This is a genomic window from Pseudomonas sp. SCPG-7, from assembly GCF_002156405.1.
GTDB classification, from domain to species: Bacteria; Pseudomonadota; Gammaproteobacteria; order Pseudomonadales; family Pseudomonadaceae; genus Aquipseudomonas; species Aquipseudomonas parakoreensis.
Genome location: NZ_MVOO01000001.1, coordinates 587,518 through 611,551, shown reverse-complemented (window position 1 = coordinate 611,551; position 24,034 = coordinate 587,518). Strand labels below are relative to the sequence as shown.

Sequence of the window (24,034 nt, the reverse complement as noted above, 5' to 3'; positions counted from 1 at the left end):
AGGCTGAAAAAATCCGCCTGACAATCAATCGGCAATCTTTTTTATGCAGATGCGAACACCTCACATCGCAGCGTGCGAGGTTGCGCGTTTGGCGCAGAGGGGAAAGCGCTCCCGGGCAGTGGGAGCGCTGGGCGAATTCGCGGAATTATTCGCTGTAGGTCGGGTAATCCACATAGCCTTCGGCATTGCCGCCGTAGACCGTGGCGGGGTTCAGCGGATTGAGCGGCCAGTCATTGGCGATGCGCGCCGGCAGATCCGGGTTGGCCATGAACGGACGGCCGAACGCCACCAGGTCCGCCAGCCCCGATTCGAGCAATTGCGCTCCGGATTCAGCGTTGTAGCGTCCGGCGTAAATGATGGCGCCGCTGAAGGTGTCGCGCACTGCGCGGCGGAACGTTTGCGGCATCGCGGGCGCGTCGTCCCAGTCCGCCTCGGCGATGGACAGGTAGGCAATCCCCACGTCCTCAAGCACCTTGATCGCTTCAATGTAAGTGGTGTGCGGGTCTTCCTCGACCATGCCCAGATAAGTGCGTGCTTCATCGGTGGTGGTGAACAGCGGCGCGAACCGCACGCCGACTTTTTCCTTGCCGATGCACTCGGCGACACCCGACACCACTTCGCGCAGAAAACGCAGGCGATTGTGCAGCGAGCCACCGTATTGATCGGTGCGCACATTGCTGTGCGCAGAAATGAACTGGTTCACCAGATAGCCGTTGGCACAGTGCAATTCGATCCCGTCAAAACCGGCATCCATCGCATTGCGCGCCGCCTGAATATAAAGCTGAACCAGTGCCTGGACTTCATCGGTGCTCAGCGCTCGCGGTGCGGATGGCTTGACCAGCTCTCCAGCGCCCGGCGTGGTTTCAATGAACACGCTGACCCGTTCAGTCGCGATGGCGGAAGCGGATACAGGGGCCGCGCCGTCGGGTTGCAATGCGGTGTGGGACACACGTCCGACGTGCCACAGCTGGGCGAATATCACGCCGTTCCGGGCATGAACCGCTTCGGTGACAATGCGCCATCCGGCAATTTGTTCAGGCGTGTGAATCCCGGGGGTCCAGGCGTAGCCCTGACCGCGAGGCTCGATCTGCGTGCCTTCGGTGACCAGCAGACCGGCGCCGGCGCGCTGCTGGTAATACTCGGCCATCAATGCGTTGGCGTCATTGCCCGGTTGCGTGCTGCGCTGGCGGGTGAGGGGCGGCAGGACGATGCGGTTTTTCAGGGTGTGCTGGCCCAGGGTGAAAGGCGTGAAGAAAGGGCTGTTTTTCATGGAATTCCTGTTTTGGCCTTATTAGACCAGTCGACTAGTAATGCGGCAAAAAAAACACCGTGCGTGATGCGCACGGTGTCCGGGAGGCTGGTGGCTCAGGCCAACAGCTTCAACAACGTTTCAGCAACGGCTGCCGAGCTGGCAGGGTTTTGACCAGTCACCAGTTGGCCATCGATCACCACGTGAACCTGCCAGTCAGCCACTTTGGAGTAGCGCCCGCCAAGACGCTGGAACTCGTCCTCGATCAGGAACGGCACGACATCGGTCAGGCCCACAGCGGCTTCTTCAGCGTTGGTGAAACCGGTGACGTCCCGGCCTTGAATCAACGGCTTGCCATCGGCAGCCGTGACGTGGCGCAGCACACCCGGCGCATGGCAGACGAAACCGTGGGGTTTGTTGCTGCGGTCGAAGGCTTCGATCAGTGCGATCGAGTGTTTGTCCTCGGCCAGATCCCACAGCGGGCCATGGCCACCGGGATAAAACACAGCATCGAAATCCTCAGCGCTGACATCCGCCAGACGCCCGGTGTTGGCCAGTGCCTGTTGGGCAGCAGGGTCCTTGCGAAAGCGCTCGGTTTCAGCGGTTTGCGCATCGGGCTCATCGCTTTTCGGATCGAGCGGAGGCTGGCCGCCAGCCGGCGATACCAGGGTGATCTGTGCACCGGCATCCTTGAAGGCGTAGTAGGGGGCCGCGAACTCTTCGAGCCAGAAGCCGGTTTTCTTGCCGGTGTTGCCAAGCTGATCGTGGGAAGTCAGAACCATCAAGATTTTCATAGAGCGCCCTGTGGTGGTCGGGTGTCCTCGACGGGTTCGTCTGCGACACCTTGGAAGGAATGACGGGCACAGCATAGATTCATATTAGACCGGTCGTCTAGTAAATTTTTTACGGCGGTGTTTCCGCGCGATCACTGTGGCAAACTCCTGCTCATCAGAAATATACGACTGGTCTAATGTTTGGTATTTTGCGCCCCATGAAACCGACCTACGACGATACCCGCCAACACCTGCTCGACACCGGCCACCGCATGATGGCCGAAAAGGGCTTCACCAGCGTTGGCCTGAGCGAGATCCTGCAGACCGCCGGTGTGCCCAAGGGCTCGTTCTATCACTACTTCAAATCCAAGGAACTCTACGGCCAGGCGTTGCTGGAGGATTACTTCGTCGGCTACCTCGCAGATATGGAGCGACGCCTGACACTGCCGGGGCTCAGTGCCTATGAGCGGCTGATGGATTACTGGCAGGGCTGGCAGAACCGCTGCACCCTGGAAGGTCACGGCGATGAATGCCTGGTGGTCAAGTTGAGCGCGGAAGTCGCCGACCTGTCCGAGTCGATGCGCCTCACCTTGCGTGACGGCGCCGAGCGCATCGTTGCGCGGATCACGACGTGCCTGGAAGCAGGGCAGCTGGATAAAAGTGTGCCGGATGCTGATGCTCGTCAGCTGGCGGAAACCCTTTACCAGCTCTGGTTGGGCGCCAGTCTGCTGAACAAGCTGCAGCGCACCGGGCAGTCATTGCAGACCTCGATGGTGATGACGAAGCGGCTTTTGCAGCGGCCATCAAACTGAAGCGCCAGGCCTGTTGAGCGCCCCCGATTCTGGTGGCCTCGCCCTCAAGGTAGCGCGTAGATCTTGAACAGCTTCTTCGCCGCTTCGCCGGCGCCATCCAGGTATTTGTCGTACGCCTGCTCGATGTCGCCGGCGCGGTACATTTCACTCAGCGCAGTGTCGACCAGCAGACGGAAATCTTCGTCGTTTCGATCCAGTGCCATGGCCGTCGGCGCGTACTCGAAAATCCGCTCCAGCAGCACCAGGTGACCTTCCGGGTCATTCCTGCTCAACAGATGCTTGAGCACCATGCGCTCAGCAAAGAACGCACTGGCTTTGCCATCGGCAACCTGTTTGAGGCCTGCATCGGCATTCTCCACCGTGACCAGCGTGGCCACCACGCCGAGCAAACGCATCTGCTGGTGTATCCACGCCTCGGTCACACCGCCGGCGATGGCAGCATACGTTTGATTGGACAGCCCAAGGTTTGCGGTGGCACGCCACGTTGGCCCGGTATGGGCCACCTTGCCATTGAGCACATTAAGCAACGGCTGGGAGGCGTCCTCGCGCACCACGGCCGAGAGACCGGCGGTGTAGACCGGCACCGAGTAGCTGACCTGCGAGCGCCGCGCCAGTGTCGGAGGGGTCGGTGTACAGAGAATGTCGATCTTCCCCGAATTGACGGCATTGATTTCGTCGTTGAGAGATACAGGCTGGTACGCAATCTTCAGCGCGGGCAACGCCAGTTCGCTTTTGACCTTTTCGGCGATTTTCAAACAGAGGTCGATGGCATATCCGCTGGCTTTATCGGCGACCTGCTCGCTGAACGGCGCGAAGTCAGGCAAGTAACCGAGGGTGAACGTATGGCTCGTGCGGATGCGCTCAAGCGTGCTGCCATGGGCCATGACTGGCAATAGCGTCAGTAGGCAGACGAGTAGCAGCGGGTGGGATTTGCTCAGTTTCACGTTCATGTGCGGGTTCCTCGAATTCAGCTGTCTGAGCCGTCACGATGACGGCGGTCAAGGATTGTCGGCCCGCGGGGGAACCGGCACAGGCACGTCGACAAAACGTTTGGCGAGGAAGCCGTAGAGCAGGTAGCCGAACACCAGAACCAGAATGCCGCCGAACACCGCATCTTTGCCGCAGGCATACAACGCGTAGAGGGAGTACGCCACGGCCACCACCAACAGCAAGGTATTGCGGGTGTACACGCTGGCACTGACCTTGACTTTGTACATCATGACCAGCAGCCCGGTGGCTGCCGTTACATAGGGAATCAGGTTGGTCACCGCGGCGAGGCTGACCAGTTTGCCGAACTGCGCACTGGCGTTCGGCGAAATGGTCGACAGCGCCATCAAGGTCTGCAGCACGCCGCAGACCAGCATCCCGACGATGGGGGCATTGCGGGCGCTGACCTTGCAGAACAGTTTGGGAAACATGCCTTGGTCAGCCGTCATCTTGGCGGTTTGTGCCAGGGTGAACTGCCAGCCCAACAGCGAGCCCACGCATGCCATCACTGCCAACGCCATGATGATGTGGCCGACCGTCGGGTTGAACATATGCGCATAAACCAGCGCGAACGGCGCGGACGAGTTAGCCAGCTCGGCATTGGGAATGATCCCCTGAATGACGGTCGTCGAGAGCACGTAGACAACCGCCGCTCCCAGTGTGCCGAACAGGCAGGCCAGCGGCACCGTACGCGTGGGGTTTTCCACCGCGTCAGAGGCCTGGGCGGCCGATTCCATGCCGAGAAAGGCCCAGAGTGTCAGCGGAATTGCTTTGCTGATCGCTTCGGAAATGGGCAGGTGGTAAGGGTTCCAGGCGGCGATCAGCAGATCGGGTTTGAACCAGAACCATCCGATAAGGCTCAAGCCGGCGACCGGAATGATCACGCCCCAGACCGTAATCGCACCGATCTTGCCGGTAACGCCGGGGCCGCCAAAATTTGCCACGGTGGTTATCCAGAGCAAGCCGACCGTTCCGATGAACAAAGGAATGGCGCCGCTTCCCAGCCAAGGCATGAACGACGTCATGTATCCCACTGCGGAGATGGCCACCGCCACGTTGGCGATGGCCAGTGACAGGAAATACAGATACGAGCAGAGGAAAAATCCCGACTTTGCGTGCGCCTCTTCGGTGTAGGCGGATAACCCGCCCGAGCGCAGACAAAAGATGCCGCACTGGGAAAAACAATATGCAATGGCCATGGAACCGACAGCGGTGACGATCCATGACAACAGCGAGACCGCCCCGAGTTGCGCCATGCTGGTCGGCAACATGATGATGCCCGAGCCCATCATGTTGACGGTCACCAAAGTGGTGAGTCCCGTCAGGCTCATTTTCTTGTTGGTGTCGGTCATCGAAACCCCCTCGATCGGCGAAGTGCATCCGCGCCCAGCCCTTGAACGCACTGCAGCGTGGTCATGGTCAATGTTCGCCGACGGTTGAGGTCAACGTGTCTGCCTTGTTTATCCAGCCTCCGCCCGTTGCCTTGTAAACATCGATCATGGCGGTGAACACCGAACCCCGGGTCCGGGTGTAGGTCAGCTCGGCGTCGAACAGACTGCGCTCGGCATCCAGCACTTCTATGTAGCTGGTATAGCCGTTGTCGTAACGCAGCCGGGCAAACCGGGTGTAGGTGCGCAAGGCTTCGACCTGATTGCCTTGAGAAGTCATTTGCTCGCGGGATTTGCTCGCGGCAACCAGGGCGTTTTCAACATCCCTGAAGGCTGACTGGATCGACTGTTGGTAAGCCAGCAAGGTTTGTTTTTGAACGGCCTCGGCCTGTTGCACCTGGCCGGCGATCCCGCCAGCGGTGAAGAGCGGCATGCTGGCCGCGACCCCGTAAGACCAGGTGGCGGCCGGCCCGGTGAACAGGTTGGACAGTTGGTTACTGACCGAGCCCAACAATCCGGTCAGCGATATCGTCGGGAAATACAGTGCCTTGGCCGCACCGATTCGGGCGTTGGCGGAAACCAGATTCAACTCGGCTTGCCGCAGATCGGGGCGGCGCTCAAGCAAGTCCGAAGGCAGCCCGGCGGGCACCAATGGCAGCGACAGTTGTGTCAGCTCACGGCCTCTGATGATCGGCCCCGGATTGCGCCCAAGCAGCACCGCCAGATTGTTTTCCTGTTGCGCCACCAGTGACTCGAATTGCGCAACGGATGCCTGGGTGCGCTGGAATTCCGAAAGGTTTTGCGCCAATTCCATTTCAGAAATGGTCCCGGCACCGAAACGCAGCTTGAAGATTTCGTAGGAGTCGCCACGGGCCTTGGCCGTGGTGCGGGCGATTTCCAGTTGGCGGTCAAGATCGCGCAGCGCGATGTAACTCGATGCCACCGACGAGACCAGGCTGAGTATCACCGTCCGCCGACCTTCTTCCGAGGCCAGCAAGTCAGCCCGCGCCGACTCATTGAGTCGCCGCAAGCGCCCCCAGACGTCAAGCTCCCAGCTCACACTCAGGGTGGCCTGATAATTCTGGTAAATCGGGTCGACGCTGGAGTCCAGCGGTACCGGGCCATTGTCGCGTGGCGCGCGGGAACGACTGCCTTGCGCGGCGGCGCCGATTTGCGGAAACAGCTGCGAACGCGCCACACCGTAACGGCCCTGAAACTCCTCGACCCGGGCGGCGGCGATCTTGATGTCTTTGTTCTGCGCCAGCGCGCTGCGGATCAAGTCATTGAGCACCGGATCGTTGAACTGTTCCCACCACAACGCGTTGGACAGGTCGTTGGCCTCTTGCTCTGCGTAGCGATAGGCCGGCGGGGTGTCGGTGGCCGGGCGCTGGTAATCCGGGCCGAGCATGCAGCCGCTGAGCCCCAGACAAATCAACCACGACAAATGGCATGTGCGCATTCATTCCCCCTCATGTCTGTGCAGGGGAGCGCCACCGGGGATCTCTCCGGGCGATGTGAGCGAAGGCGGCGGGGTGGTCTGTTGCGGCGCGCCTTTTTTCTCGGTCAAGCGTTCAACCAGGTAGTAGAACAGCGGGATGAAGAAAATGGCGATGACTGTTGCCGCCAACATCCCGCCGATGACACCTGTGCCGATCGAGTGTCGGCTGTTTTCCGATGCGCCGACGGCAATGGCCAATGGGACACACCCCAGAATGAACGCCAGGGACGTCATCACGATAGGCCGCAGCCGCTCCCTGGCGGCGGTCATTGCCGCATCGTAGGCAGACATGCCGCTTTCCCGGTTCAGTACCGCAAATTCGAAAATAAGGATGGCATTCTTCGCGGCCAGGGCGACCAGCATGGTCAAGCCGATCTGGAAGTAAACATCGTTGCTCAACCCGCGAATCAGTACCGCGAGCAGGGCACCGAACAACGCAAAGGGCACCGCCAGCAATACCCCGACGGGCAGGGACCATTTTTCGTACTGCGCGGCCAGGATCAGGAACACCATGACCAGGCCGAAGATGAACACCTGAGAGGAAGCGCCCCCGCTTTTTTTCTCCTCGAAGGCCTCGCCACTCAGGGCCAAGGCATAGTCATTGGTCATGATTTCAGCGCTGATCTCTTCCAGCGCCTTGAGTGCCTGACCGGAGCTGTAGCCGGGCGCGGCGTTGGCGGTGAGCTTGACTGCCGGGAAGTTGTTGAAGCGCGTCAGCAGGTCGGGGCCGATGACGTAGCGGGTGGTCAGCAGCGCTTTGAGCGGCACCATCCCCAGGTTCTTGCTGCGCACATAAATCTGCTGCAAGTCTTCAGCCTTGAGTCGGTAGCTCGGTTCAGCCTGCAGAATCACCTGCCACAAGCGGCTGTACTTGTTGAATTGAGACACATACAGAGAACCGAACATGGTTTGCATGGTGCTGTACACGTCTTCCACCGGCACCCCCAGCGTCTCGGCCTTTTCGCGGTCGACATCGACCAGCAATTGCCGGGAAAACACATTGAAGGTCGAGGTGATGGCGCCGAGTTCCGGACGCTGCCTGGCTTTTGCGACAAGCATGCCGACCATCTCGGCCAGTTGCCCGACGCTGGCGTCGCCCTTGCTTTGAACCCACACCTCCATGCCGCCCGTGGTACCGAGGCCCGGTATGGATGGCGGGTTGACCGGCAAAATGATCCCGCCCTGTACTGTGGAAAAGGCCCGGGCCGCTTTCTGGATGAGCGCTGGAGCACTCTGTTCCTTGATGGTTTGCGAGTCCTTGTAACGCTCTTCGAAATCCTTGAACCCGACGAAAAAGGCACCGGCATTGTTCTTGTTCTGGCCATCGAGCAGGCTGTAGCCGTTAACGATTGCGACACCCTCGACGGCCTCGTCATGCATGAAGAAATCACTGGCGACCTTGCCCACTTCAGCGGTGCGATCCAGGCTGGCGGCATCGGGCATGATCAGCGCGCCCAGCAGATACCCCTGATCCTCCGGTGGCAGAAAGGCACTGGGAATGCGCTGCGCCATCAGCGCAATCAAAACGATCATGCCGGCGAACAGCAGCAACGCCAGCACAAAGCGTTTGATCATGAACGCCACGGCACGCGAATAGCCTTCGGTCATGCGTTCGAAGCTACGTTCGAACCAGCGGAAAAAAGCGTTCTTTTCGCCTTGGTGAGGTTTGAGCAGCAGGGCGGCCAAGGCCGGTGAAAGCGTCAACGCTACCAAGCCGGAGATCACCACGGAGATGGCGATGGTGATCGCAAACTGTTTGTAGAGCTGCCCGGTGATGCCCCCCATGAAAGCCACCGGCACGAACACCGCACACAACACCAGCACGATCGCGACCACCGGGCCGGCCACTTCATCCATGGCGCGTTTGGCGGCGTCCTTGGGGTTCATCTTGTGTACGTGCATATTGCGTTCGACGTTTTCAATCACCACGATCGCGTCGTCGACCACGATGCCGATCGCCAGCACCATGCCGAACAGCGTCAGCATATTCACCGAAAATCCCAGGGCGGACATGCCGATAAAGGTGCCGACAATCGACACCGGTACGGCGAGTACCGGGATCAGCGTGGCGCGCAGACTCTGCAGAAAGATGAACACCACCACGACCACCAGCACCAGCGCTTCGAAAAAGGTGTGAATCACCTCGGAAATCGATGCGCGGGTGAACGCGGTAGTGTCCATCACGATCTTGTATTCGATCCCTTCGGGAAATGTCGTTTTCATTTGTGCCAGGGTCGACGTCACCGCTGCCGAGACATCGAGGGCGTTTGCCCCCGGTTGCTGATACACCGCAATCAGCGTGGCGGGACGTCCCTGATAGGTGCTGCGCAGCGAATAGTCCTTCTGCCCGAGTTCGGCGCGCCCCACGTCCTTCAGACGGACGATGGCCGCGCCGTCGTTGCTGGCGCGCAAGATGATGTTCTCGAACTCCGCAGGCTCCGTCAGGCGGCCCTTGGTGGTCACCGCGAACGATTGCTCCACGGCCTGGCCGGTCGGCGATTGCCCGACACGGCCGACGGCGAATTGCTGGTTCTGGTTGGCGACCGCTGTCTGTACGTCAGCGGCGGTAATGCCCAGTTGCGCCATGCGATCGGGTTTGAGCCAGATCCGCATGGCGTAGTCCGGCGTGCCGAAAATGCTCGCCTGGTTGGCCCCCGGAATGCGCTTGATTGCATCCAGAATGTAGAGGTTCGCGTAGTTGGCGACATAGGTGCTGTCATAGCGCTCGCCGGCAGAATACACGGCAAGCACCATCATGAACGCGGAAGATTTTTTCTGTACCTGAATGCCTTGGCTCTGGACGGCGGAGGGCAGTTGCGGCAAGGCCAGATTGACGCGGTTTTGCACATCGACCTGGGCAAGGGACGGGTCGGTGCCAATCTCGAAGAACACGTTGAGGGTCATGTTCCCCGTCGCCGAGCTCGACGAGTTCATGTAGATCATATTGTCGGCGCCGTTGACCTGTTGCTCGATCGGCGCTGCCACGTTATTGGCCACCACTTGGGCATCGGCGCCGGGGTAGGTTGCCGAAACGGTAATTTGCGGTGGGGTAATATCCGGGTACTGGGCCACCGGCAATTTGGCCATGGCCACCGCGCCGGCCAGGGTGATGATGATTGAGATCACCGAAGCGAAAATGGGGCGATCAATGCAGTAGTGGGAAATACTCATGGGCTGTGCCCGGTGTCTTGCTGCGTGCTGGCAGCCATCGGTTTTGTCGGCGTCTGGTTAGCTGGCGGGGCAGGAGGGGCAATGATGTTCAGCGGCCCTCCGGGCGTGACTCTGATCGCACCGTCGACCACGATCCGTTCACCGGCCTGCAACCCTTGGGTAATGAACCAGTCATCGCCGTGCCAATCACCCACTTCGACCACTCGTTGCTCGGGCTTGCCCGCAGCATTGATCACCCAGACGAAGTGGCTCTTGGCCCCCTCCAGAACGGCTTTTTGCGGTACGACGATGGCGTTCGGCCTGGTAGCGCCGATGGCCCGCGCCCGCACGAACTGGCCGGGACGCAATTGGCCGTTGGGATTGGCGACCACGGCGCGGACCAGAAAGGTGCCGGTGTCCTGACTGTAGGAGGGCGCGGCAAAATTCAGTCGCCCCTGTTCGGGCAGCACCGAGCCGTCGGCCAATACCACTTCCACGACAAATTCACTGCGCAGCGGGAATATGAGGTGCCCGGAAGCAATCTCTTCGCGGAACTTGAGCGTCTCGTTTTCCGAAAGACTGAAGTTGACGTAGATCGGGTCCATCTGCGAGACGGTGGTCAGCAGTCCGGACTCACCGGGTGTGACGTAACTGCCTTCCTGCTTTTTGGCAAAGCTTGAAAGACCGGTAAGCGGGGAGGCGATGGTGGTGTAACTGAGGTTCAGCTGTTCGGTTCGCACCGACCCTTCGGCGGCCAGCACGGCGGCTCTGGTCTGACGCTCATCGCCGACAGCATTGTCCAGGTCCATCTTGCTGACAGCATTCTGCGCCGCCAGCGGCCGGACACGGGCGAGGGTGGCTTTGGCCACCTCCCAGCGTGCCTGCTGTTGAGCCAGTTGCCCCTGGGCCGAGAGCAACGAAGCTTCAAAGGGCTTGCGGTCCATCTGAAACAGCGTCTGCCCGGTTTTTACCAGGTCGCCTTCGGTGTACAGCCGTTTTTCCAGGAACCCGGCAACCCGGGCGCGGATCTCCACTTCGCGGGAGCTTTGGGTTTGCGCAACGAACTCGAAGGTCACCGGTGTCGTGCGTGCGGTGACCGTCATGATCGTGACATCAGGCGCTTGACGGGCGAGGGTCGGGGGTTCTTTGCCGCAGCCGGCGAGCAGGCTCAGGCTGCCGACGATAATGGCGACGGGCAAGCCGAGTTGCCTGCCAACACTCATGTTCCTGCCCATATTCTGCTCCGTGAAGGTTTCTCGGACAGACGCTTAGCCATTTGTTGATCACAACGCTAGCACCGGCATTCAGTGGCATTTCTGACAATTATCAAAGAACACGATTTGCCAGCCGCGAGACCCATGGGTTGGCACTCAAACCATGGAGCAGCACACTCAGTAAAACGGTACAGGCTGCTACAGCCACCAACGTACGACCGACTTGCAGAGGGTAGTCCAGAATCATCACGGCGAAGACAATACTTGCCAGGCCGCGCGGGCCGAACCAGCCGATGAACAGCCGGGTTTCGAAGTCGAAGTCAGTCCCTGCCAGACTGATGAGCACAGGCAGTACGCGAACCACGGTCAGGCTGAGCACTGCATACAACCAGATATTCAGCGTGAAACTGCTCCAGGCCCAAGGGATTACCTGCGCGCCAAATACCACCCAGGTAATGACGGAAAGCAGGCTGGCGAACTCTTCACTGGCCTTGAGCAGATCATGCTTTTGTTCAGCAAACAGATAACTGGCGAGCAGGCCGCCAACGAACGCCGCGATAAACCCGCTACCACCTGATGCTTGCGCGGTGGCAAAGCAAACCAGCGCCAGTCCGGGTAGCGTCAGCTGCGACCACATGGGTGTTTGCCAATGGCGCTTCCCGGCGTAACGCTGCAACAACCAGGCGATCAACGTCAGGGCGACGCCGACGAGCGCGCCAATGCCAAGCTCCTCGGCAACCAGCTCCACCGCCAGCGAGACGGGCGACCGCGTCTGTTCTTCGATCAACAGGGCCAGGAACATCAACAGCACCGGCACGCAGATGCCGTCATTGAGCCCGCTCTCCACGTTCAGTCCTTCACGCACGGATGCCGCCACCTTCGGGTTGCTCACGACAGCCTTGCCCAGTGCGGCATCAGTGGGCGCCAGAAGAGTCGCCAAGATGGCCAGTTCGATCGAGGGAATCTGCGGAAACAGCCAGATGCCGACCAGCCAGCCACCGAGCATGGTCAGCGGCAGCCCGATCAACAACAAGCGTAGCGGTAATCCTTCGTGGGCTTTCAGCACCTTGAGATCAGCGTTGGCGGCATCGCTGAAGAGCACAATTGCCAAGGTCAGTTCGGCCAGGATCCGGAGGCCGTCCTTGTCGATCCGGGGCAGCAGCAGGCCCAGGAATGCCGGGCCAAGCATCAGCCCGGCGAGCATGAACATCAGAGGCCCATTGAGCAGGCGCGACTCGAAACGTCCGGCAAACAGGCTATAGACAAGAAGGAAGGCGGCAAGCAGTGCCAGGTTCTGATACATCGGTCACCTGCCTGTCCGGGTTCAGAGAGAAGGGATAAGGCAGGTTTAATTCATTGCTCGTAGCGTCTTCTGATAAAAATCAATGGATGTGAGGATTCCCCAATCGACTACCTGATCAACTCCTGCGTCGACGTTCCAATAGAGAGAACAGGTACATGCCGGCCAGCATGGCCAACACGAATACGATGATTTGCCCGTGCCCGGTAAGCAGAATAGCGACGGCTGGCCCAGGGCAGATTCCCGCCATCCCCCAACCGATGCCGAACAGCAGGCTGCCGCCAATCAGGCGGGCATCCAGCTCCCGTTTCATCGGTAGCTGCATGGGGGCTCCCAGCAAGGATTGCTTATTGTTCCGCGCCCAGTTCAGCGGGATAACCGCCACGGCGATGGCGCCTCCCATCACCAGTGCAAGTGACGGATCCCAGGCCCCGGCCACATCCAGGAAAGCCAGTACCTTGGCGGGGTTCGCCATGCCTGCCAGGAGCAGCCCAAGGCCGAAGATCAGTCCTGCGAAAAAAGCGCTGAGCTTGATCATTTTCAAGCCCCCACGACATGACGAATGACGTACACCGTTGCAAAACCGGCGAACATAAAGCACATCGTTGCCGTGATGGATCGAGCAGACAGTCGAGAGATCCCGCAAACCCCATGACCACTTGTGCAGCCAGAGCCGTAACGGGTGCCCACGCCGACGAACAGTCCCGCAATGATCAGCGTCGGCCATTCTGCCTTGATCTCGATCTGCGGCAGTACGGCAAACACTCCCCACAACAGTGGCGCGAGCATCAGGCCAAGAAGAAACAATGCCTTCTCGCTCCAGCCCTCACTGCCAAATTGCATCACGCTGCCAATCAAGCCACTGATGCCGGCGATGCGACCATTGGCGAGCACGAATACCGCGACCGCCAGGCCTATCAAGGCCCCTCCGCCCAAGGCAGTCCAAGGCGTAAAGTTCAGCCAATCGATGCTCATTTTGTAGCTCCTGCACAGAAGTGCTGATTAAAAGCCAAACATCACCGCGCGTGCCGTGGAGCTGTTGATTCGCTTGCCGGCGTGTTTTGCGTCATTTCAGGTGGCCGCCCAATCGGTTCGATGCTGCAGCAGAAAATCGACGAATGCCCGGACCCGCTGAGGAACGTAGCGGCCATGAGGGTAGAGCAGGGTGTAAGGCCGGGAGCGCCCATTGTAGGGCTGGAGTACCTCGACGAGGCGCCCATCGGCCAATTCGTTCTCGACAATGAATCGGTAAGTCTGGAACAGACCAGCACTGTGTTTGGCCAGAGTAACGCCGCCCAGCACATCGTCCGAGCAGCAATAGCGGCCCTCTGTGAAAACCTCCCGATGTTTGCCATCGACCTCGAACAGCCATGAGATGCGACGACCGCTGCTGGGCAGTTCAAATTGAATGCACTCGTGAGTGACAAGGTCATCCAGTGTCGTTGGCGTGCCGGCTCTGGTCAGGTATTCAGGTGTCGCGACCACGACCAGTTGTGCGTCCTCCAGCAAGCGGGCGATCAGGGTCGAGTCCGGTTGAGCTCGGACCCGAATCGCCAGATCGTAGCCTTCCGCCACAAAGTCGATATTTCGGTTACCCAAATGGATATCCACGCTGACGTCTGGATAAAGCGCCCGAAACTTCGGCAGAAGCGGCAGGATCCGGTGATGCCCATACGTGGTCGGAAGACTGATGCGCAGCCGCCCTGAAGGCGTCGATTGAGCGCCCATGACTTCTTGCTGTGCTTCCACCAGTTGCGTCAGGGCCTGTCGGCATTGTTCATAGAACACCCGGCCGGGTTCAGTCATCCGGATGCTGCGTGTGGTTCTGACGAAGAGACGTGATCCCAAACGCTCCTCAAGACGCAAAATCGTGCGGCTTACTGCTGCAGGCGTCACACCGGCTACCTGCGCGGCTGCTGTGAAACTGCCCGTTTCCGAGGCCAGGCAAAATAGCTCGATGCTTCCTAGCTGCAGGTCATCAAAATGACGCTTCATATTCATCACACCGAGTATTCGCGAAGTGCCCAAAGCATACCGAGGTCGATGACGCAGTGGCGAGGACCGCGGCTTTTATTCATTACATGGCGTCATAAATGAAGTAACCGAGCGCGCATTTATTCATTCAAGGCCAGCTTTTAGAGTTCATTCCACTTGCGGTCTCATCATGCCGATGAGACGCGAACTGGAGACTTTTCCGTGCCTTTCATCAACGTTCGTATCACCCGTGACGGCGTTACCAAAGAACAAAAAGCACAGGTGATCGCCGAGATCACCCAGACCATGCAGACGGTGCTCAACAAAGACCCGCACCTGACGCACATCGTGATCGAGGAAGTCGATACCGATAACTGGGGCTACGCAGGAATATCCACGACCGAGTACTGCCAGTCGCTGGTGGAGCCCAGGTAATGCTGAGGCACCTGAAACCGCTTTTTTAAACTATCGAGGCATTATCATGAGCCATTCAAAAAAAGTCGTTGTGGTCACTGGCGCATCCCAGGGTCTGGGCGCGGGCATCGTCGAAGGTTTTCGTAAACTCGGTTATCAAGTGGTGGCGACTTCGCGCTCCATACAGCCGTCATCGGATCCGGACATCCTGACCGTCGCCGGTGACATTGCCGATCCGGCGACGTCCGAGAAAATCATTCGCGAAGGTGTAGCGCGTTTTGGCCGCATCGACACGTTGGTGAACAACGCCGGGATCTTCCTCGCCAAGCCGTTCACGGCCTATACCCGCGAAGAGTATGTAAATACCGTGGCCACCAACATGGGCAGCTTCTTCCATATGTCGCAGCAGGCGATTGCCCAGATGGAGAAGCAAGGCGAGGGCGGTCACGTGGTCAGCATCACCACATCGCTGGTCGATCACGCCATCGAGGGCGTGCCATCGGTGCTGGCGTCGCTGACCAAAGGTGGGATGAACGCCGCGACCAAATCCCTGGCGATCGAGTACGCCAAGCGCGGCATCCGCGTTAACGCGGTCTCGCCGGGCATCATCAAGACCCCAATGCATGGCGAGGAAAGCCACGCCGCACTGGGCCGCCTGCATCCGGTCGGCCACATGGGCGAAGTGCAAGACATTGTCGCAGCGGTGTTGTATCTGGACAGCGCCCACTTCGTCACGGGCGAAATCCTGCACGTCGATGGTGGTCAAAGCGCCGGCCACTGATGGAAACGGCGGCCTGGCTAACCAGGCGACCGGCAATCTGAAGCAAGAAGCCGCCATTGGCGGCTTCTCCCATCACATTTGAGGGGCGTTGCGAGCAGCGATCGCGACGGTGGTCGGCGAATCTGCAAGTGGGACGAATTGCCGTGTCGCGCCATCAAGTGCATCGATGCATCCGGCTTCGATGTCGTAAACCCAGCCGTGCAGATTCAGCCGCCCTTGCTCGAGCGCGAGGGCCACTGATGGATGCGTACGCAGATTCGCCAGTTGCGCGATCACGTTTTCACGCACAAGGCCATCGAGCTTGGCGCCGGGCGTATCGAACTCATGCGCCGCGTTAATCGCTTTCGCGGCGTCCGCGTGACGGAGCCAGTTAGCAACCGCTGGCAGGTGGTCCAGACAAGTGCAGCGCGAAATCGCGCCCATCGCGCCGCAGTCCGAATGGCCGCAGATCACTATGTCCTGGACGCCCAGCACCGCGACCGCATATTCGACGGTGGCCGAAACGCCGCCGGGCTCGGGGCCGTAAGATGGCACAATATTGCCGGCGTTACGAATCACGAACAGTTCGCCCGGTTCACGCTGCGTAAGGAGTTCCGGCACAACACGACTGTCCGAGCAGGTGACAAACAGCGCCTTGGGATTTTGTGCCGTCGCGAGCTGCTTGAACAGCTCGACACGCTGCGGATAAACCTCGCGCTGAAAGCGCAGAAAGCCGTCAATGATGTCACGCATGAAGTTCTCCAAACCCGATTAACAGATGGGGGCACAAGCACTCGATGTGCTGTCGCGCCGCGGTGGCCGGTATTATCGCAAACGTTGCGCGTGTTAGCTGTACTTGACTTGATGTCTGCAATCTACAGGCATTGGTGCAGGAGGGACGTAACGTAATACGCTATTTAACATAATATACATTACACGTAACAAGATGTTTCCGAATCAGCCCGGTTGCACGCCACATTCAATCCAGAGGCTCACCTGAAGCCGCATTTTCCAAAACCTCGGTATGGCCTGAAATTTGTGAGCATCAATCAGCATCCCGCGTCAGCTTTTCTATCAGTATCCGGTGCTGTGGAAATTGCGCAGTCAGTCTGCGTCTGTCACCCATCTCCATATCCGCGAAATCAAATCCCGGCGACACGGTTTCGCTGATCAAACCAAATCCATATTCACCCTCAAGCAGTCGCGATGCTTTCCAGATGCCACCAGGCACGTGCATTTGCAAAAGCTGTCCCGCCAGAATATCGCTACCCATCACCAATGTTTGAAGCGAACCGTCACCTGCGATCATGCTGTACTCGATGGGATCGCCCAAATGGTAGAAATGCAGGATGTCCGATTGGTTGAAATGAAACTGGCCCACCGGCGAATCTTCAGTCAGCAAGTAATAGATCGAAGTCACCAAGTAACGTGGGCCACGGGTGGTTTGCAGCATGGCACGATGATCTGTTTGAAAAGTCCTGCGAAAATAGCCGCCTTCAACATGAGGCTGCAGATCCAGTGCAGCAATCACGTCCACGATCTCTGTTTTCCCTCGATTCATGGCCTGCTCCATTGATTGAAAGGCAGATAGGCTGATAGCTCTACTAAACGGCTATTTAGTGGAGTTAACAGTATTTCGACGAATATCGAAGACAATTGCCTCCAATTCAACGATGTAACGCATGCCCACGTCAGGGACAATCGCTAGCGCTTCAGCGTCTCGCTCGGCAGCTCTTTGAACAGCGCCCGATAACTGTTGGAAAACCGCCCCAGATGCCAAAACGACCAGTTCATCGCCACTTCGGCCACGGTGGTTTCCGTGGGCCGACGATTGAGTAATTCGCGGTGTGCACTGTTAAGCCGGCGCAGGCGCAGCCAGTGGCTCGGGGTCATACCGGTGTAAGCCTTGAACGCCTGCTGGAATTGACGCAACGGCACCCCTGCCACCTTCGAAAGCTCAAGCAGGTTGACAGTCTCTTCCGGCGAATCCGCTGCCCATTCCCCTACTCGCTTCATGATCGTCCGCTCTTCAGTACGACGCTGCAAACCGCCTCGATCAAGACGGGTGTGAGCGTTGTCGAGAATGAACAGACAGTCTTCGAGCAGTTGCTGAGTCAATGAGTTTTTATCAAACGGATCAACAGCTTGCGACAACTTCGTGAGCGTTGAGCTTAACCAGCGACTGAACAAGGCGTTCTGCCCGCAGTTAAGCGGCGCCATGAACAGTCCCTCGAGTTTCGCCACATCCAGACCGTGTTCCCGGACGAATTGCGGGCCGAACACCACGGCAATTTCCTGGTAGTTCTCCGGGGTGATCCAAATGTTGCGGCTGTCTTCGTTAAGCAGGTAAAGCGCGTTGTCACTGCGATCAAAACAGAACGCTAACGCACCCGATGGCGCACTGAATGCCTGCTCGACGCGGGTGTTCATCTGTTCTTCGTAGACCTGCACACCTTCCAGATCCAGATAGCGAATCTGCCCGGCGAAATGCCCGGGCGACATCTGCTGGTAATGCTGAACCCAACCCGGCGTAGCGCGGATTTGTTCGGTGACATCAGCGGTATTGAACGCCTGAACCTGAAGCGGATTACACGTTGTCATGGGAGACCTTGCGCACTCTTTTGGTGCGCTTTGGTGCTGCTTAAAGTGGATAGATGGAACTACAAGGCACGCCCAAGATAGTCGTCAACGCGCCACAGGGGAAGGGGCGGAAGATGAAACCCGCCCTCCCCGGCGTCTATAAAACCAATAACGAGGTCTTTATGAATGCCCCTTTCGATCAGCTGTTCACATGGCTGAAAGATCACAAGATTACCGAAGTTGAATGTGTGGTCAGCGACCTGACCGGCATTGCCCGCGGCAAGATCGCACCGACCAACAAGTTCCTGCATGAGCGAGGCATGCGCCTGCCGGAAAGTGTGCTGCTGCAAACGGTAACCGGGGATTTTGTCGACGACGACATCTACTACGACCTGCTCGACCCGGCCGACATCGACATGGTCTGCAAACCGGTGAGCGATGCCGTGTATGTGATTCCATGGGCCATCGAGCCGACCGCCATCGTCATCCACGACACCTTCGACAAGTTCGGCAATCCAATCGAACTGTCGCCGCGCAACGTGCTGAAAAAAGTCCTGCAGCTGTACACCGACAAGGGCTGGAAGCCGATCGTTGCACCGGAAATGGAGTTCTACCTGACCCAGCGCTGCGAAGATCCGGACCTGCCACTCAAGGCACCACTGGGGCGTTCGGGCCGTGCCGAAAGCGGTCGGCAGTCGTTCTCCATCGACGCCGCCAACGAGTTCGATCCATTGTTCGAAGACGTCTACGACTGGTGCGAGCTGCAAGGTCTGGATTTGGACACGCTGATCCACGAAGACGGCCCGGCGCAGATGGAAATCAACTTCCGTCACGGCGACGCCCTGGATCTGGCCGATCAGATCACCGTGTTCAAACGCACCCTGCGCGAAGCGGCGCTCAAGCACAACGTCACCGCGACGTTCATGGCCAAACCGATTGGCGACGAACCTGGCAGTGCCATGCACCTGCACCAGAGCGTGGTGGAAATCGCCACGGGCAAGCCGATTTTCGCTGATGCCGACGGCAAGATGAGCGACTTGTTCCGCCATCACATCGGCGGCCTGCAAAAGTACATTCCTAAAGTACTGCCGATGTTTGCGCCCAACGTGAACTCGTTCCGCCGCTTCCTGCCGGACACCTCGGCACCGGTCAACGTCGAGTGGGGCGAAGAAAACCGCACTGTCGGTTTGCGTGTACCAACCTCCGGGCCGGAAGCCATGCGCGTGGAGAACCGTTTGCCGGGCGCCGACGCCAACCCGTATCTGGCGATTGCCGCGAGCCTGCTGTGTGGCTACATCGGCATGGTCGAAGGCATCGAACCGAGTGCCGCCGTCGAAGGCCGCGCCTACGAACGCCGCAACCTGCGCCTGCCGATCACCATCGAAGACGCGCTGACGCAAATGGAAGAGTGCGACACCGTTGCCCGATACCTTGGCAACAAGTTTGTGCGCGGCTACGTCGCGGTCAAACGCGCCGAGCATGAAAACTTCAAGCGCGTAATCAGCTCCTGGGAGCGCGAGTTCCTGCTACTGAGCGTCTGAGCAACACCCACAAACCCTGTGGGAGCTGGCTTGCCAGCGATTACGTCGGCACAGTCGACATCATTATCGACTGTCCCACCGCTATCGCTGGCAAGCCAGCTCCCACAAGGGGCCGTGCTCACCCGAAAAACTCCAATAACTCCAAGAGGTGTCGATATGCGTCTATTGAAATCCATGGTTCCCGCCGCACTGGCGCTGTTGTGCAGCACCGCAGCCCTGGCCCAGCCCCAGGTCAGCGTCTACAACTGGACCGACTACATCGGTGAAACCACCCTCGCCGACTTCCAGGCCAAGACCGGGATCAAGGTGATCTACGACGTGTTCGACTCAAACGAAACCCTGGAAGGCAAACTCCTCGCCGGTCGCACCGGCTACGACGTGGTGGTGCCGTCCAACCACTTTCTCGCCCGTCAGGTAAAAGCCGGCGCGTTCCTCAAACTGGATCGCGAGCAGCTACCGAACTGGAAAAATCTCGACCCGAAATTGCTCGAATTGCTCGAAAAGAACGACCCGGGCAACCAGCACTCGGTACCGTACCTGTGGGGCACCAACGGCATCGGCTACAACGTCGACAAGGTCAAGGCAGTGCTTGGCATTGATCACATCGATTCCTGGGCCGTGCTGTTCGAGCCGGAGAACCTGAAGAAGCTCACCCAATGTGGCGTGTCGATGATGGACTCGGCGGACGAAGTGTTCCCGGCGATCCTCAACTACATGGGCATGGACCCACGCAGCGAGAACCCGGAAGACTACAAAAAAGCCGAAGCCAAACTGCTGAGCATCCGCCCGTACATCACTTACTTCCATTCCTCGAAATACGTTTCCGATCTGGCCAATGGCGACATCTGCGTAGCCTTCGGTTACTCCGGCGACGTGTTCCAGGCGGCCAACCGCGCCAAGGAAGCCAAGAATGGGGTGAACATCGCCTATGCGATTCCGAAAGAAGGCGCCAACCTGTGGTTCGACTTGCTGGCGATCCCGGCCGACGCCAGCAACACCAAGGAAGCCCACGCCTTCATCAACTACCTGCTTGATCCGCAAGTGATTGCCAAGGTCAGCGCTTCGGTCGGTTACGCCAACCCGAACCCGGCCGCCAAGCAGTACATGGACCAGGCGCTGGTGAACAATCCCGAGGTGTACCCGTCCCAGGCAGTGCTGGACAAGCTCTACATCTCCTCTACCCCGCCCCAGTCGATCATGCGTCTGATGACCCGGTCCTGGAGCAAAGTGAAGTCGAACAAATGAATCAGTACACGCAAGAACACGCCCGCTCCTATTACGCGGCTTCGGCCCGGGCCAGTACGCCCTGGCCGGCACTCGACGGTGACCTCACCGCCGATGTCTGCGTGATCGGCGGCGGCTTCACCGGGGTCAACACCGCGATTGAACTGGCGCAGCGCGGGCTGTCGGTGGTGTTGATCGAAGCCCGGCGCATCGGCTGGGGCGCCAGCGGACGCAACGGCGGCCAGTTGATTCGTGGCATTGGTCACGAGGTCGAAGGCTTTGCCCGTTACGTCGGCAACGACGGCGTGCGTTATCTGCAACGCGCCGGTATCGACTCCGTGGAACTGGTGCGCCAGCGCATCACCGAGCATGCCATCGAGTGTGACCTGCGTTGGGGCTTCTGCGAACTGGCCAACACCCCGGCGCAGTTCGCGGCGTTCAAGGACGAACAAGTCAGCCTCGACGAACTCGGCTACCGCCATGAAACCAAGCTGGTCGGCCCCGAGCAAATCCGTCAGCAAGTGGTCAACGCCGACGGCTACGCCGGTGGTCTGATCGACATGGGCTCCGGCCATCTGCACCCGCTGGATCTGGTGCAGGGCGAAGCGCGTCTGGCGGCGTCCCTCGGTGTACGCATTTTCGAGCAGAGCCCGGTCCAGCAGATCATCCACGGCGAAACGGTTGAAGTGCGCTGCGCCACCGGCAGCGTCCGCGCCGGCAGTCTGGTGCTCGGTTGCAACGCGCATCTGGATGAACTCGAGCAGCAACTCAGCGGGAAGGTCCTGCCCGCCGGCAGTTACATCATCGCCACCGAGCCGCTGTCCGAGGAACGTGCCGCGCAATTGATCCCGCACAACCTCGCGTTGTGCGACCAGAAAGTCGGCCTCGACTATTACCGGCTCTCGGCGGACCGACGCCTGCTGTTTGGCGGCGCCTGTCACTATTCCGGTCGCGATCCGGCGGACATTGCCGCCTACATGCGCCCGAAAATGCTCAAGGTCTTCCCGCAACTGGCGGACGTGCGCATCGACTATCAATGGGGCGGCAAGATTGGCATTACCGCCAACCGTTTTCCGCAGGTCGGGCGGCTCAAGCAACAGCCGAACGTGTTCTACGCTCAGGGTTATTCCGGTCACGGTCTGAATGTCACGCATTGGTGCGCCAAGCTGCTGGGCGAGGCCATTCACGCCGGCCACAGTCAGGGCATGGACGTGTTCAGCGCGGTACCGCACATGACCTTCCCCGGCGGCCCGGCCTTGCGCTCACCGCTGCTGGCACTGGGCATGTTCTGGTATCGCCTGCGCGAAATCCTCGGCTAACGCTCGCCCCTGCAGAAGCTGCCGAAGGCTGCGATCTTTTGATCTTTAAAATCAAGAGATCGTAGCCTGCGGCAGCGCCTGCACAAATCCGCATCAGCCCGTGAATTTGCTCTATCGCCAAGCACTTCTATATTGATGAAGTGCTTTTGCGTTCCTGACGCTCAGCATCCACAAAACCGAGGAGGACATGGATGAAGTCGTCAGCCGCCGATGAACCACGAGCACCGGGCCACGCGCCGATCAAGACCCGGCGTTTCAGCATCTCCCTGGTGTGGATCGTCCCGGTCGTCGCGGTGCTGGTCGGCATATCGCTGGTGGTGCACAACCTGCTGCAGGAAGGCCCGACCATCGTCGTCAACTTCAAGACTGGCAGCGGCCTGGTTGCCAACAAGACCGAGGTCAAATACCGCAGTGTGGTGATCGGTCAGGTGACGGATGTCGAATTGAGCGGCGATCAGAAGAGCGTCGACGCCACAATCAAACTGGCCAAACAGGCCGAAACCTTCACCCGCGAAGACTCGGAGTTCTGGGTTGTGCGCCCACGCATCGGTGCCGGCGGCGTTTCGGGCATCGATACCTTGCTTTCCGGCGACTATATCGGCGCCGACATCGGCCAGGCCAACAACCGCGCCAAGCACTTCAAGGGGCTGGAAAATCCGCCGCCGATCACTTACGGCGAACCGGGCAAGCGCTTCATGCTGCATGCCTCGGATCTCGGCTCGCTGGATATCGGTTCCCCGGTTTACTACCGCAAGATTCCGGTGGGCCAGGTCGTGACCTACACCCTCAATCCCGAGGGCAAAGGCGTGGACATCGAAGTGTTCATTCACGCACCGAACGACGCGTTCGTTACCGAAAACACGCGCTTCTGGAACGCCAGCGGCATCGACATCAATGTCGGCGCCAATGGCTTCGCGGTGAAGACCGAATCGCTGTCCACCATGCTGGTTGGCGGCATTGCCTTCCGCGCGCCGGATTACAGCCCCAACGATGTGGCCGCCAGCGAAGACAAGGATTTCGAACTGTTCGCCGATCAGCAGACCGCCCTCGCCCCGCCCAACGGCAAGGCGCAATACATGGTGTTGCGTTTCGAGCAGTCGTTGCGCGGGCTCAAGGTCGATGCGCCCGTCGAGTTTCTCGGCATGGAGATTGGCCGGGTCGTTGGAATCAACCTCGACTTCGACGCGAAAAAACGCACTTTCCCGCTTAACGTCGGGATCGTCATTTACCCGCAGCGCCTCGGCCAGGCTTACAAAAAGATGCTGACCGAATTCAAGCACGATCCCAACGACGAAGCGGCCGGCATTCGTCTGCTCGGCACGTTCGTCGACAACGGTCTGCGCGCTCAGGCCCGCAGTGGCAACCTGCTGACCGGGCAGTTGTATATCGCGCTGGATTTCTTCCCGAAAGCCGAGAAAGTTGCATTCGACGCAACGGCCCGACCGGTCGCCTTGCCCACCGTGCCCGGCAGCCTCGAACAATTGCAGGAAAAACTCGAAGCGGTGGTCGACAAGCTCAACAAACTGCCGGTCGAGCGGATTGCCGGCAACCTCGACAGCAACCTCGTCGAGCTGCGCAAAGGCCTGCAACAGTTCAATGCGAAAACCCTGCCGGGCGTGCAAACCACATTGGCCGACGTCAGCAAGACCTTGCAGTCCGCCAGTTCGACCCTGGCCGAGGATTCACCGCAGCGCGAGAAACTCACCGAGACCCTCGACGAACTCGGGCGCATGTCGCGTTCGCTGCGTGAGCTGTCGGACTATCTCGGTCGCCATCCGGAATCGCTGATTCGCGGTCGTCCCGACAACGCAGCGCCGCTGGATCTGAAAGGACCGCCACGCAATTGAGCCC

Annotated in this window: 21 protein-coding genes; 7 read left to right on the top strand and 14 right to left on the bottom strand. The window is 59.3% G+C overall.

Going from position 1 to position 24,034, the window contains the following annotated elements; genetic code table 11:
- Positions 1-145: 145 nt before the first annotated feature.
- On the bottom strand, positions 146-1,270 hold the full coding sequence (locus B1722_RS02790) for an alkene reductase (protein WP_086791228.1): 1,125 nt from the start codon (positions 1,268-1,270) through the stop codon (positions 146-148).
- A 95-nt stretch (positions 1,271-1,365) separates the two neighbouring features.
- Positions 1,366-2,043 carry a type 1 glutamine amidotransferase domain-containing protein gene (locus B1722_RS02785; protein ID WP_041063946.1) on the bottom strand — a complete coding sequence of 226 codons (678 nt, stop codon included), beginning with the start codon at positions 2,041-2,043 and terminating at the stop codon, positions 1,366-1,368.
- Positions 2,044-2,240: 197 nt separating this feature from the next.
- Here B1722_RS02785 and B1722_RS02780 point away from each other — a divergent pair, with 197 nt between their 5' ends.
- Positions 2,241-2,834: a TetR/AcrR family transcriptional regulator gene (locus tag B1722_RS02780; RefSeq protein WP_086791529.1), complete on the top strand. Its 594-nt coding sequence runs from the start codon at positions 2,241-2,243 to the stop codon at positions 2,832-2,834.
- Between the two features lie 44 nt (positions 2,835-2,878).
- On the opposite strand, the gene B1722_RS02775 is transcribed toward B1722_RS02780, so the two are convergent.
- From B1722_RS02775 to B1722_RS02735, 9 genes are all read right to left on the bottom strand, one after another.
- Positions 2,879-3,784 carry an amino acid ABC transporter substrate-binding protein gene (locus B1722_RS02775; protein WP_086791226.1) on the bottom strand — a complete coding sequence of 302 codons (906 nt, stop codon included), beginning with the start codon at positions 3,782-3,784 and terminating at the stop codon, positions 2,879-2,881.
- A 48-nt stretch (positions 3,785-3,832) separates the two neighbouring features.
- Entirely contained in the window at positions 3,833-5,173 is a 1,341-nt protein-coding gene (potE, locus tag B1722_RS02770) for a putrescine-ornithine antiporter (RefSeq protein ID WP_086791224.1), read from the bottom strand.
- A gap of 67 nt (positions 5,174-5,240) precedes the next feature.
- Positions 5,241-6,668, bottom strand: a complete 1,428-nt coding sequence (locus tag B1722_RS02765) for an efflux transporter outer membrane subunit (protein WP_086791222.1) — start codon at positions 6,666-6,668, stop codon at positions 5,241-5,243.
- Positions 6,669-9,878 carry an efflux RND transporter permease subunit gene (locus B1722_RS02760; RefSeq protein ID WP_086791220.1) on the bottom strand — a complete coding sequence of 1,070 codons (3,210 nt, stop codon included), beginning with the start codon at positions 9,876-9,878 and terminating at the stop codon, positions 6,669-6,671.
- Complete coding sequence (locus B1722_RS02755) at positions 9,875-10,960, bottom strand: efflux RND transporter periplasmic adaptor subunit (RefSeq protein ID WP_052510577.1); 1,086 nt, start codon at positions 10,958-10,960, stop codon at positions 9,875-9,877. The genes B1722_RS02760 and B1722_RS02755 overlap by 4 nt, the downstream gene beginning before the upstream one ends.
- A gap of 223 nt (positions 10,961-11,183) precedes the next feature.
- Positions 11,184-12,374 carry a sodium:proton antiporter gene (locus B1722_RS02750; RefSeq protein ID WP_086791218.1) on the bottom strand — a complete coding sequence of 397 codons (1,191 nt, stop codon included), beginning with the start codon at positions 12,372-12,374 and terminating at the stop codon, positions 11,184-11,186.
- A 115-nt stretch (positions 12,375-12,489) separates the two neighbouring features.
- A complete protein-coding gene (locus B1722_RS02745; protein WP_086791216.1) occupies positions 12,490-12,909 on the bottom strand; it encodes a DUF6691 family protein in 420 nt (139 codons plus the stop codon).
- 2 nt (positions 12,910-12,911) lie between these two features.
- On the bottom strand, positions 12,912-13,346 hold the full coding sequence (locus B1722_RS02740) for a YeeE/YedE family protein (protein WP_041063930.1): 435 nt from the start codon (positions 13,344-13,346) through the stop codon (positions 12,912-12,914).
- A gap of 96 nt (positions 13,347-13,442) precedes the next feature.
- On the bottom strand, positions 13,443-14,366 hold the full coding sequence (locus B1722_RS02735; RefSeq protein ID WP_041064637.1) for a LysR family transcriptional regulator: 924 nt from the start codon (positions 14,364-14,366) through the stop codon (positions 13,443-13,445).
- Between the two features lie 201 nt (positions 14,367-14,567).
- Here B1722_RS02735 and B1722_RS02730 point away from each other — a divergent pair, with 201 nt between their 5' ends.
- Together B1722_RS02730 and B1722_RS02725 are read left to right on the top strand one after the other, a co-directional pair.
- The gene (locus B1722_RS02730; RefSeq protein WP_041063923.1) at positions 14,568-14,780 is read left to right on the top strand and encodes a 4-oxalocrotonate tautomerase family protein; all 213 of its coding nucleotides are present in this window, start codon (positions 14,568-14,570) and stop codon (positions 14,778-14,780) included.
- 46 nt (positions 14,781-14,826) lie between these two features.
- On the top strand, positions 14,827-15,540 hold the full coding sequence (locus B1722_RS02725; RefSeq protein ID WP_041063921.1) for an SDR family NAD(P)-dependent oxidoreductase: 714 nt from the start codon (positions 14,827-14,829) through the stop codon (positions 15,538-15,540).
- 72 nt (positions 15,541-15,612) lie between these two features.
- On the opposite strand, the gene B1722_RS02720 is transcribed toward B1722_RS02725, so the two are convergent.
- The 3 genes from B1722_RS02720 to B1722_RS02710 all read right to left on the bottom strand — a co-directional run bounded on the left by B1722_RS02720 (position 15,613) and on the right by B1722_RS02710 (position 18,120).
- On the bottom strand, positions 15,613-16,272 hold the full coding sequence (locus B1722_RS02720) for a carbonic anhydrase (RefSeq protein WP_041063919.1): 660 nt from the start codon (positions 16,270-16,272) through the stop codon (positions 15,613-15,615).
- Between the two features lie 292 nt (positions 16,273-16,564).
- Entirely contained in the window at positions 16,565-17,080 is a 516-nt protein-coding gene (locus B1722_RS02715) for a cupin domain-containing protein (RefSeq protein ID WP_086791214.1), read from the bottom strand.
- 143 nt (positions 17,081-17,223) lie between these two features.
- Positions 17,224-18,120 carry a helix-turn-helix domain-containing protein gene (locus B1722_RS02710; protein WP_086791212.1) on the bottom strand — a complete coding sequence of 299 codons (897 nt, stop codon included), beginning with the start codon at positions 18,118-18,120 and terminating at the stop codon, positions 17,224-17,226.
- Positions 18,121-18,281: 161 nt separating this feature from the next.
- Here B1722_RS02710 and B1722_RS02705 point away from each other — a divergent pair, with 161 nt between their 5' ends.
- The 4 genes from B1722_RS02705 to B1722_RS02685 all read left to right on the top strand — a co-directional run bounded on the left by B1722_RS02705 (position 18,282) and on the right by B1722_RS02685 (position 24,030).
- Positions 18,282-19,640 carry a glutamine synthetase family protein gene (locus B1722_RS02705; RefSeq protein WP_041063837.1) on the top strand — a complete coding sequence of 453 codons (1,359 nt, stop codon included), beginning with the start codon at positions 18,282-18,284 and terminating at the stop codon, positions 19,638-19,640.
- Positions 19,641-19,796: 156 nt separating this feature from the next.
- Entirely contained in the window at positions 19,797-20,885 is a 1,089-nt protein-coding gene (locus tag B1722_RS02695) for a polyamine ABC transporter substrate-binding protein (RefSeq protein WP_041063835.1), read from the top strand.
- On the top strand, positions 20,882-22,183 hold the full coding sequence (locus tag B1722_RS02690; RefSeq protein ID WP_086791208.1) for an FAD-binding oxidoreductase: 1,302 nt from the start codon (positions 20,882-20,884) through the stop codon (positions 22,181-22,183). Before B1722_RS02695 ends, B1722_RS02690 begins: the two co-directional genes overlap by 4 nt.
- Before the next feature lie 191 nt (positions 22,184-22,374).
- Positions 22,375-24,030: an intermembrane transport protein PqiB gene (locus B1722_RS02685; protein WP_086791206.1), complete on the top strand. Its 1,656-nt coding sequence runs from the start codon at positions 22,375-22,377 to the stop codon at positions 24,028-24,030.
- Positions 24,031-24,034: the final 4 nt, after the last annotated feature.

Bases quoted from the DNA above. Each gene is read 5' to 3' on its own strand.
- B1722_RS02790 (WP_086791228.1), bottom strand. From the start codon at position 1,270: ATGAAAAACAGCCCTTTCTTCACGCCTTTCACCCTGGGCCAGCACACC.
- B1722_RS02785 (WP_041063946.1), bottom strand. From the start codon at position 2,043: ATGAAAATCTTGATGGTTCTGACTTCCCACGATCAGCTTGGCAACACC.
- B1722_RS02780 (WP_086791529.1), top strand. From the start codon at position 2,241: ATGAAACCGACCTACGACGATACCCGCCAACACCTGCTCGACACCGGC.
- B1722_RS02775 (WP_086791226.1), bottom strand. From the start codon at position 3,784: ATGAACGTGAAACTGAGCAAATCCCACCCGCTGCTACTCGTCTGCCTA.
- potE (WP_086791224.1), bottom strand. From the start codon at position 5,173: ATGACCGACACCAACAAGAAAATGAGCCTGACGGGACTCACCACTTTG.
- B1722_RS02765 (WP_086791222.1), bottom strand. From the start codon at position 6,668: ATGCGCACATGCCATTTGTCGTGGTTGATTTGTCTGGGGCTCAGCGGC.
- B1722_RS02760 (WP_086791220.1), bottom strand. From the start codon at position 9,878: ATGAGTATTTCCCACTACTGCATTGATCGCCCCATTTTCGCTTCGGTG.
- B1722_RS02755 (WP_052510577.1), bottom strand. From the start codon at position 10,960: ATGACGGTCACCGCACGCACGACACCGGTGACCTTCGAGTTCGTTGCG.
- B1722_RS02750 (WP_086791218.1), bottom strand. From the start codon at position 12,374: ATGTATCAGAACCTGGCACTGCTTGCCGCCTTCCTTCTTGTCTATAGC.
- B1722_RS02745 (WP_086791216.1), bottom strand. From the start codon at position 12,909: ATGATCAAGCTCAGCGCTTTTTTCGCAGGACTGATCTTCGGCCTTGGG.
- B1722_RS02740 (WP_041063930.1), bottom strand. From the start codon at position 13,346: ATGAGCATCGATTGGCTGAACTTTACGCCTTGGACTGCCTTGGGCGGA.
- B1722_RS02735 (WP_041064637.1), bottom strand. From the start codon at position 14,366: ATGAAGCGTCATTTTGATGACCTGCAGCTAGGAAGCATCGAGCTATTT.
- B1722_RS02725 (WP_041063921.1), top strand. From the start codon at position 14,827: ATGAGCCATTCAAAAAAAGTCGTTGTGGTCACTGGCGCATCCCAGGGT.
- B1722_RS02720 (WP_041063919.1), bottom strand. From the start codon at position 16,272: ATGCGTGACATCATTGACGGCTTTCTGCGCTTTCAGCGCGAGGTTTAT.
- B1722_RS02715 (WP_086791214.1), bottom strand. From the start codon at position 17,080: ATGAATCGAGGGAAAACAGAGATCGTGGACGTGATTGCTGCACTGGAT.
- B1722_RS02710 (WP_086791212.1), bottom strand. From the start codon at position 18,120: ATGACAACGTGTAATCCGCTTCAGGTTCAGGCGTTCAATACCGCTGAT.
- B1722_RS02705 (WP_041063837.1), top strand. From the start codon at position 18,282: ATGAATGCCCCTTTCGATCAGCTGTTCACATGGCTGAAAGATCACAAG.
- B1722_RS02695 (WP_041063835.1), top strand. From the start codon at position 19,797: ATGCGTCTATTGAAATCCATGGTTCCCGCCGCACTGGCGCTGTTGTGC.
- B1722_RS02690 (WP_086791208.1), top strand. From the start codon at position 20,882: ATGAATCAGTACACGCAAGAACACGCCCGCTCCTATTACGCGGCTTCG.
- B1722_RS02685 (WP_086791206.1), top strand. From the start codon at position 22,375: ATGAAGTCGTCAGCCGCCGATGAACCACGAGCACCGGGCCACGCGCCG.